The 8,249-nt window shown below is 75.0% G+C and carries 6 protein-coding genes; 1 reads left to right on the top strand and 5 read right to left on the bottom strand.

The annotated features are described in order from the left end of the window. Nucleotides 1–71: 71 nt before the first annotated feature. Nucleotides 72–1,265 carry a DUF6777 domain-containing protein gene (locus ACFC1F_RS11340; RefSeq protein ID WP_376157301.1) on the bottom strand — a complete coding sequence of 398 codons (1,194 nt, stop codon included), beginning with the start codon at nt 1,263–1,265 and terminating at the stop codon, nt 72–74. A 635-nt stretch (nt 1,266–1,900) separates the two neighbouring features. Between ACFC1F_RS11340 and ACFC1F_RS11335 the strand changes: the two genes are divergently transcribed. Beyond that, the gene (locus ACFC1F_RS11335) at nt 1,901–3,238 is read left to right on the top strand and encodes a streptophobe family protein (RefSeq protein ID WP_376157300.1); all 1,338 of its coding nucleotides are present in this window, start codon (nt 1,901–1,903) and stop codon (nt 3,236–3,238) included. Nucleotides 3,239–3,338: 100 nt separating this feature from the next. On the opposite strand, the gene ACFC1F_RS11330 is transcribed toward ACFC1F_RS11335, so the two are convergent. From ACFC1F_RS11330 to ACFC1F_RS11315, 4 genes are all read right to left on the bottom strand, one after another. After that, complete coding sequence (locus tag ACFC1F_RS11330) at nt 3,339–3,713, bottom strand: DUF1304 domain-containing protein (RefSeq protein ID WP_376157298.1); 375 nt, start codon at nt 3,711–3,713, stop codon at nt 3,339–3,341. A 41-nt stretch (nt 3,714–3,754) separates the two neighbouring features. Further along, nucleotides 3,755–4,741 (bottom strand): serine/threonine-protein kinase, encoded by a 987-nt coding sequence (locus tag ACFC1F_RS11325; RefSeq protein WP_209411102.1) that lies wholly within the window; start codon nt 4,739–4,741, stop codon nt 3,755–3,757. 359 nt (nt 4,742–5,100) lie between these two features. Continuing rightward, entirely contained in the window at nt 5,101–5,643 is a 543-nt protein-coding gene (locus ACFC1F_RS11320; protein WP_376157297.1) for a hypothetical protein, read from the bottom strand. A 63-nt stretch (nt 5,644–5,706) separates the two neighbouring features. Continuing rightward, nucleotides 5,707–8,073 (bottom strand): FHA domain-containing protein, encoded by a 2,367-nt coding sequence (locus ACFC1F_RS11315; RefSeq protein ID WP_209410997.1) that lies wholly within the window; start codon nt 8,071–8,073, stop codon nt 5,707–5,709. Nucleotides 8,074–8,249 lie beyond the last annotated feature (176 nt).

The following is an 8,249-nucleotide window of genomic DNA, read 5'->3' as shown; positions in this document are numbered from 1 at the left end:
GGGTGGGAGGGTCAGCCGGCGGTCGCACCCGGCCGTCGCACCCGTGGCTGTGGTGCGGGCGGGACGGTCGCTCAGGTCGCGGTCGCCGACTGCTGGGCCGAGGTCGTCGTGCCCGTGGCCGTCGTCGTGCCCGTGACCGTGGTCGTCGCTGAAGCCGTGGCTGTAGCCGTGGTCGTAGCCGTGGTCGTAGCCGTAGCCGTAGCTGTCTTCGCGGTCGTCGTCGTGGACGGTGTCACGGTCACCGTGGGCTTGCCGGACGAGGGCGGCGGCGAGGACGACGAGGTGCCGGCGGAGGACTTCGACGAGGAGGCCGACGTCGAGCCGGTGCTCGCCGAGGACGACGGCCCGGACGGCGAGCCGGAGGAGTGGGTGGCCGAGCCGGAGCCGGAGGTGGAGCCCGAGGTGGAGGCCGATCCGGAGCCCGAGGTGGAGGCCGAGGTCGAGGCCGAGGTGGACCCCGACACCGAGGCGGACGGCGTGGCGGGCTTCATCGGCTCGGCCGGCGGAATGCCCGGCGCCAGCTCCTTCGGCGGCTGGACCGGCCGGTCCTCCACCTTGACCTGTCCCGTCACCCGGGCGAACCAGCCGCCGGTGGAGACGTTCACCAGGATGAACTCCTTCACCGGCTGCGGCGCCGGCACCACGACGACCAGCGTGGACGGGTGGAAGCCCGCCCAGGAGGTGCCGGTGTACTTGGCGTCGGTCACCAGGGTCGGCGGTCCCAGCGGATTGCCGCAGGCGCACCGCACCCGGGGAACGCCCTGCGCGTCCACCAGGACGGAGGTGCCGGCCTGCAGGACGGACTGGTAGGCGACCGACGCACCGCCCTTGTAGGCGTGGTTGGTCACCCGGGTGTCCACCCGCAGGTAGGCCGAGGTCAGCGAGCGCAGGTAGGCCGGAATGTCCGCCTGGCTGATTCCCTGGGCGGACGCCCAGGCCCGTCCGGTGTCCCCGGTCGACGTCATCGAGATCAGCCGGTCGACGTCGCAGGCCGGTTTGGACATCGAGCCCGCGTACAGCCCGGCCGACGAGCCCTGCACGCTGTGGATGCCGGTCGGCGAGGCCGCGGCGGTGGTCTTCGTGCTGCCGCCCGGACTGGCGGGAGCGGCCGACGTCGGCTGCGGGGCGGTGACGCCGGTGGTTTCCACCGACTGGGTGAACGGCGCCGGACCCTGGTCGGACGGCGTCTGCAGCGCCACCTCGTTGGCGGCCGGGATGGCGTCGCTCGCCCCGCCGTTCTTGCCGTTGCTGTTGATGATCAGCACCGCCGCCAGGACGGCCAGCGCGGCGGTGCCCGCGGCCAGCGCCAGCTTCCTGCCGGAGCGCCACCACGGCGTCGGACGCCCACCGGACGGCCCGCCCGGTGCGCCGCCGGAAGGAGCGCCCGGGCCTGAGGGCCCGGACGGGGGAACGGACGGCGGGCCCGACGGCGGGCCTGAGGGCGGCCCGGAGAGCGGTCCGGACGGCGGGCCCGAGGGCGGTCCGGACGGCGGTCCGGACGGGGGCGGTTGGGAACTCATCGAGGCTCCGTTTCGCAGGCTGCCGGCGAAACGACCGGCACAGAAGGCTCCTGCCACTGGCTTCCATTTCTGCCCCCGCCGACCGGACGCCGCAACACCAGGTGGCGCCACCGTCGCCGTCCGCGCGCGGCGTCGTCCCCGTCGGTTCGTGGCGCTTCCGCCCACCGACCTCCGTCCGTGGCACCGTCGCCTCCATCGGCGGCGACACCGCCCGGCTGCCCGCACGCGCCGTCGCCGTCCGCCTGCTGCGTGGCTGCCTGCACGCGCCGTCGCCGTCCGCCTGCTGCGCCGTCGCCGTGCGTACGCAGCGCGCGGCGGACCGTCCTGGGTGAACCTGGTCTCAGACGCGAGGGGGGCACCCGAGTCCACGAGGAGCCCCCATGCACCCGGAGCCCCCCACCGCGGCGGCGGGACCGCCCGGCGCCCTGCGCGGCTGGCTGGACGCGCTCGCGGTCGTCCTCGCCGGGCTCGCCGCGATGGCGGCCGTCGCCGCGCTCGGCCTCTGGGCGGCCGGCGCCGACGCGCTGCCGGGCGGCGGCTTCCCGTCGGTCCTGGCCGCCACGCTGGCACTGGCCGTCGGCGGCACCGTCCAACTCGACGGGGGCGCCGGCTTCTTCGCCCACGTGGACGCGGGCATCACCGCGATGCCGCTGACCGTCGGCCTGATCGGCGCGCTGGTCATGACCGAGGTGTTCCTGCGCCAGCTGCGGTTCCGGGCCGTCGCCCACGGCGGTGAACTGCTCGGCCGGGTCGCCCGGACGGCGGCCGTCTGGGTGGTGGCGCTCGCGCTGCTCACCGTCGGCGCCCGGCACACGTTCGCCGTCCCGCTCGGTAACGACCTCGTCGAGCAGCTCGGCGGCGCCCTCGGCCTGGCCCCCGAGGTCGGCTTCCACGCCGAGGCGGCGAGCACCATCGGCCTCGGGCTGCTCTGGCTGCTGGTCGTCCTGGCGGCCGCCTTCGCCGTCTCCCGCCGGGCGCCGCTGCCGAGGGCCCTGGTGCCGTTCCAGCAGGCCGTCCGCCCGGCCGCGTTCGCGATGCTGCTGGTACTGCTCGCCTACGTGGCGATCGGGGTGGTGGCGGGCCTGCTGACCGCCGCCGTGCACGGCAACGCGCGGGAGACGATGGCCGTGCTCCTGCTGGCCCTGCCCAACCTGGTCTGGCTGGCGTTCGGCGTCGGGCTCGGCGCCGAATGGCACGGCCACCTGGCCGGCGCGGTGGGTCTTCCGGTGCCGAAGTCGCTGGCCGCGGTGCTCCGCGCACCGGACGGCCAGGAGGCCACCGTCAGCCTCGGCACCCTCGCGGAGCAGGACGCCCGCGCCTGGTGGCTGCTGCCGCTGGCCGCCGTGCTGATGCTCGCGGCCGGGTTCCTCACCGCGTACCGCTCGCCGCGTGGTGTCCGGGTCTGGCGGCACGCCGTCCGGCTGGGCGCGGCGGCGGCCGTCACGATGCTGCTGGTGGGCGTCTGGACCCGGGTGTCCGCCGACTACGGGCTCTCGGTGCTGGGCGTCGGCGTCGGCGAGGGCGGGCTCGGCGACCTCCTCGGATCCGTCCTCGGCGGGAGCAACCCGCTGGCCGGCCTCGGCGGCGGCTCGCTCTCGCTCAGCGCGCAGCTCTGGGTGGCCGTCCCGCTGGCGGCGGGGTGGGGGCTGGTGGCGGGGTGGCTGGGCGGCCTGCTGGCGGCGGGGCTGGGGCGGCCCGGCGAGGTGAAGAGCCCCTAGCGCTGCCCGGAGCGGCCCGGCCCTGAGCGGCTCGGGTCGGGTCGGCTCGGAGGGGGCCGGCGGGGCTCGGAAAGCGGAACGGCTCGGAGAACGGAGCAGCTCAGAACAGGTCGGCGATCAGGACCACCGCCGGGGGGACCGCCTGGCCGAGGGCGCCGCGCCAGAGCCTGGGCTCGGAGACGAAGAGCGTGATCCCGCCGGCGATCATGAACGCGCTCACGTAGGTGATCAGCGCGCGGCCGGTCGTCTCGTGCCCGGTGTGCAGGGCGGTGACCCCGACGCCGAGGCCGAGCGCGAGGAACAGGTTGTAGAAGCCGACGTTGAAGCGCCAGAGCCGGACCTCGGGCGCGTCCGCCGTGCTGCCGGTGAGCATGTAGCGGACCCGGGGATGCCCGTAGAGGAAGCTCTCCAGCGGCCACACGATCACGTGGATCGCTGCGGCGAGCAGGGCGAAGAGCTGGCTGACGGCGTTCATGAGGGCTCCGCGTTCGGGGGAGGGGCTCGGGCCGGGCGGGTTCAGTGCTGAGGCGGGCGGACGACCGGGGCCGCCCAGGGCGGGGGCTCGGGGACGACGGGCGGTTCGGTCGGACCGGACGAACCGATGACCGGGACGACCTGGGTCGGCGGGCCGCCCGAGCGCCACGCCTCGCCGGGCCCGGCGCCGGCGCCGGCGGCGATCGCGGCCCGCAGTTCGGCGATGAACTGGAGACAGTCGGCGTACCGCTGTTCGGGGGCCTTGGCGAGCGACCTGGCCACCACGGCGTCCACGGCGGGGGACAGGTCGGGGCGGTGGTCGCGCAGGGTGGGCGGCGGGTCGTTGAGGTGGGCCCAGAGCAGCGCGAGATCGCTCTCGCGGCGGAACGGCGGCGCCCCGGCCAGCATCTCGAACACCACGCAGCCCAGGCCGTACTGGTCGCAGCGGCCGTCCAGCGGCCGGCCGGAGATCTGCTCGGGCGCGGCGTAGTCCAGGGTGCCGACGATCTGGCCGACACTGGTCAGCCCGCTGAGCGAGAGCGACTTCTTGGTCAGCCCGAAGTCCGCCAGGTAGAGGTGTTCGGGGTGTTCGCTGTCCGTCCCGGCGGCGACCAGCACGTTGCCGGGCTTCACGTCCCGGTGGACCAGGTCGCGGTCGTGCGCGGCGTCCAGGGCCGAGGCGATCTGCAGCGCCAGCCGGGCGGCCCGCTCGGCCGCGAACGGGCCGCCGCGGTTCATCAGGCCGCGCAGGTCGCCGCCCTGGACGTAGCGCATCGCGATGAACAGGATGCCGTCGGCCTCGCCGGCCTGGAACACCGGGATGATGTGCGGATGGTCGATCGCGGCGGCGGCCTCCGACTCGTGCATGAACCGCTGCCGGAACACCTCGTTGCGGGCCAGCTCGGGCGCCAGCAGCTTCACCGCCACCGTCCGGCCCAGCCGCAGGTCCTTGGCCCGGTAGACGACCGCCATGCCGCCCCGGCCGATCTCGGCCTCCAGCCGGTAGCCGGCCACCTGGCGGCCGACCATGCCGGACGGCAGGCTGGGGGAGCTCTCCGGCTCGCGCGGGGAGCGGGCGGACTTCGTGCCGGGCAGGTGCGTGCTGTCACCGGATTCGGCGCGGCGCGGTTCCGTACCGCCGGGCGCTGCGTCGTCGGGCTGCGAACCGCTGGGCTCTGCGTCGCCGGGTTCCGAACCGCTGGGCTGCGAACCGCCGGGCTCTGCGTCGCCGGGGCTCGCGTCGCGGGGTGCGGGGCGGCGGGGCTCCGTGCCACCGTGCTCCGTGCCGCCGGGCTCCGTGCCACCGTGCTCCGCCTCGGTGCCACCGTGCCCTGCCTCGCCGGGCTCGGGGTGGCGCGGGTTCGGTCCGTCCGACCGGTCCGGGGGGATCACGGCTCACCCGTCCGGGTCGGCTCGTACGCGCCGGGCGGGGCGGGCGGCGCCGCCTGCGGGCGCCCGGCGACCGCGTAGGTCTGCAGCTGGAGGCCGTCGCAGTAGCACCAGCGGTCGTGCACCGGGTCGAACACCCAGAGCTCCTCGCCGTCGATCACCAGCCCGATCCGCAGGCCGCGTGACCGGTCCCGGAACGTCTCCAGGTCGCTGCTGCCGGCGGCGAGGTCCTCCAGCAGGGAGCGGTAGCGGGTCAGGGCCCCCTCGGCCTCGGCCAGCGCCGGGCGCGGGTCGGCCGTGCGGGCGGGCGGGCCGAGGGCGCCCGGCGGCGCCTCGGGGAGGGAGACCAGGAGCCGGCCGTCCACCCAGGTGGACCAGCCGTTGGAGCAGAGCACCTGCCCCCAGTCGCCCTGCCGGCCGATCAGCCGGACCGGCAGCAGCGGGTCCAGCGGGGTGGAGGGCCGACCCGGGTCCGGCGCCGCCCAGGTGGCCATCCCGCCCGGCGGGGCGACGTGGGTCGGGCGGAACTCGAACTCGTCCATGGGCGGCTGCCTGTCTCCCGGCTGCTTGTCGCAGGGCTGCTTCCGGTGTTCCCGATGCTCGCGCTACTTCCGCATGATCGCCGGCTCCTGCCGGCGCAGCAGTGCCAGCACGGCGACGCCCAGCACCGCCGAGAGGCCCACCAGCATGCCCATGCAGCGCAGCCAGCGGGTGCGGTCGGGGCGGAACAGCGGGTCGGCGGTGATCGCGGTCGGGAAGACCGTGTGCAGGTCGATGGTCTGGGCCATGGCGGCCAGACCCCAGCGCGACGGCACCAGCCAGGCGAACTGCTCCAGACCGGGAACCCCGTGCAGCTTCAGCATGGCGCCGCTGAAGACGATCTGCACCACCGAGAGGAGCACCAGCATCGGCATGGTGGCCTCCTCCTTGCGGACCAGCGCCGAGACCAGCAGTCCGAGCATCATCGCCGAGAAGGAGAGCAGCGCCACGGCCAGGATCAGCTCGGCCAGCGGCGGCAGCACGACGCCGCTGTGCACCCGCACCCCCGTGGCCAGCGTGGGGCTGAGCTCGACCCCGGCGAGACCGACGGTGGTCAGCACGCCCGCCTGCACCACCGTGATCGTGCCGAGCACCACCACCTTGGAGACCAGGTACGCCGATCTGGACAGCCCGACCACCCGTTCGCGCTGGTAGATCGGCCGTTCCTTGACGATCTCGCGGACGGCGTTGGCGGAGCCGGTGAGCAGCCCGCCGATGCAGAGCGTGAGCACCACGTTGATGGCGTTCTCGGAGGTGATCCGGGAGCCGGCCATGGCCCGGCACATGACGCCGATGATGAACGGCAGGGCGATCATCACGGTGAGGAAGAGCCGGTCGGCGGCCAGCACGGCGGTGTAGCGGCGGACCAGGGTGGCCAGTTGGGACGCCCAGCCCTGCGGCTTCTCCGGACCGATCGGGCTCCCGCCGGCCGGGGCGGCGTACGGGGCGGGGACGGCCGGCAGCGCGCCGGCGGCCACGTACCGCTGGTACTGCGGGGACTCCCGGAACCGGCGCTGCCAGGCGGCGTGGTCCTCGCTCTCGAACGCCTCGAAGGCCTCCGGCCACTCGGTGTAGCCGAAGAACTCCAGCGCCTCGTCGGGCGGGCCGTAGTAGGCGGTCCGGCCGCCGGGGGCCAGCACCAGCAGCCGGTCGCAGACGGACAGGCTCAGCACGCTGTGGGTGACCACGACGACCGTGCGGCCGTCGTCGGCGAGGCCGCGCAGCATCGTCATGACCGAGCGCTCCATGCCCGGGTCGAGGCCGGAGGTCGGCTCGTCGAGGAAGAGCAGCGAGGGCTTGGTGAGCAGCTCCAGGGCGACGCTGACGCGTTTGCGCTGGCCGCCGGAGAGGCTGGAGATCACCAGGTCGGCCCGGCTCTCCAGGCCGAGTTCGCGGATCACCTCGTCGACCCGGGCCTCGCGTTCCTCCCTGCTGGTGTCGCCGGGGAACCTTAATTCGGCCGCGTAGGAGAGGGCGCGGCGGACGGTGAGCTGGGTGTGCAGGATGTCGTCCTGCGGCACCAGGCCGATCCGGCGGCGCAGTTCGGCGTAGTCGCGGTAGAGGTCGCGGCCGTCGTAGAGGACGGTGCCCTCGTCGGCGGGGCGCAGCCCGGTCAGGGCGTTGAGCAGGGTGGACTTTCCGGCGCCGCTCGGCCCGGCCACCGCGAGCAGGGCCTTCTCGGCGAGCGGGAAGCCCACGCCGTCGAGCAGCACCCGGTGGTCGGGACCGACCCGGACCACCAGGCCCTGGACGTTGAGCGAGATCTCGCCGGTGTCGGTGTACTCGACCAGTTCGTCGCCGGACAGGCAGAGCGCGGAGTGGCCGATGCCGACGATGTCGGCCGGGCCGACGGGGGCCCGGTCCACCGGACGGCCGTTGAGGTAGGTGCCGTTGTGGCTGGACAGGTCGACGATCTCGTGGCCGCCGTCGGGGAGGGTGCGCAGTTCCGCGTGGTGGCGGGAGACCACCAGGTCGTCCAGGACGAGGTCGTTGTCGCCCGCCCGGCCGATCCGCACCGTCCGTCCCGGCAGCCGGATGATCGCGCTGGGTGCGCGGAAGACGCCCGAGGCCTGCGGGGCGATCAACGACGGCCGTTCGCCGACGGCGGGCGCGGGCAGGCCGGCGAAGCTCGCGGACGGGCCGTCGGCCGGATCGCCGAACCGCAGCCGGGTGCCCGGGCCGACGTCCTCCTGCCGGATCCGGCGGCCGTCGGTGAAGGTGCCGTTGGTGCTGCCGACGTCCTCCAGGAGCCAGTGGCCGGCGGCGGCGCGCAGCACGGCGTGGTGCCAGGAGACCCGGGGGTCGTCCAGGACGATCTCGCTGGTCGGGTCGCGGCCGACGTGGTAGGCCCGGCCCGGGTCGATCAGCTGCGAGTCCGAGTCGGTGACGAGTACCAGTGGCGGCGCGTCGGGTGCGCCTGCGCGCTCTCCCATGCCTGGGATTCTAGTCCGGACGGGCGGGCGCAGCAGGGCGGGACCGCGGTGTGCACCGTCGTGGCCAAGGCGGGGTGACCTGTGGCGGGCTGGGCGTGCGGGCGTCGGCCGGCACCGCGTGGGGGCGGTGGCAGGCACAGCGTGCGGACCGTGGCGGGCACAGCGTGCGGGCAGTG

The organism is Kitasatospora sp. NPDC056181 (genome assembly GCF_042266225.1).
Classification (GTDB): domain Bacteria; phylum Actinomycetota; class Actinomycetes; order Streptomycetales; family Streptomycetaceae; genus Kitasatospora.
Note: the sequence above shows the minus strand (reverse complement) of the source record. Positions and strands in the feature narration are given on the sequence as shown.

Excerpts from the sequence above, each read along its gene's own strand:
- ACFC1F_RS11335 (WP_376157300.1), top strand. The coding sequence starts at position 1,901 with ATGCACCCGGAGCCCCCCACCGCGGCGGCGGGACCGCCCGGCGCCCTG.
- ACFC1F_RS11330 (WP_376157298.1), bottom strand. The coding sequence starts at position 3,713 with ATGAACGCCGTCAGCCAGCTCTTCGCCCTGCTCGCCGCAGCGATCCAC.
- ACFC1F_RS11325 (WP_209411102.1), bottom strand. The coding sequence starts at position 4,741 with ATGGTCGGCCGCCAGGTGGCCGGCTACCGGCTGGAGGCCGAGATCGGC.
- ACFC1F_RS11320 (WP_376157297.1), bottom strand. The coding sequence starts at position 5,643 with ATGGACGAGTTCGAGTTCCGCCCGACCCACGTCGCCCCGCCGGGCGGG.
- ACFC1F_RS11315 (WP_209410997.1), bottom strand. The coding sequence starts at position 8,073 with ATGGGAGAGCGCGCAGGCGCACCCGACGCGCCGCCACTGGTACTCGTC.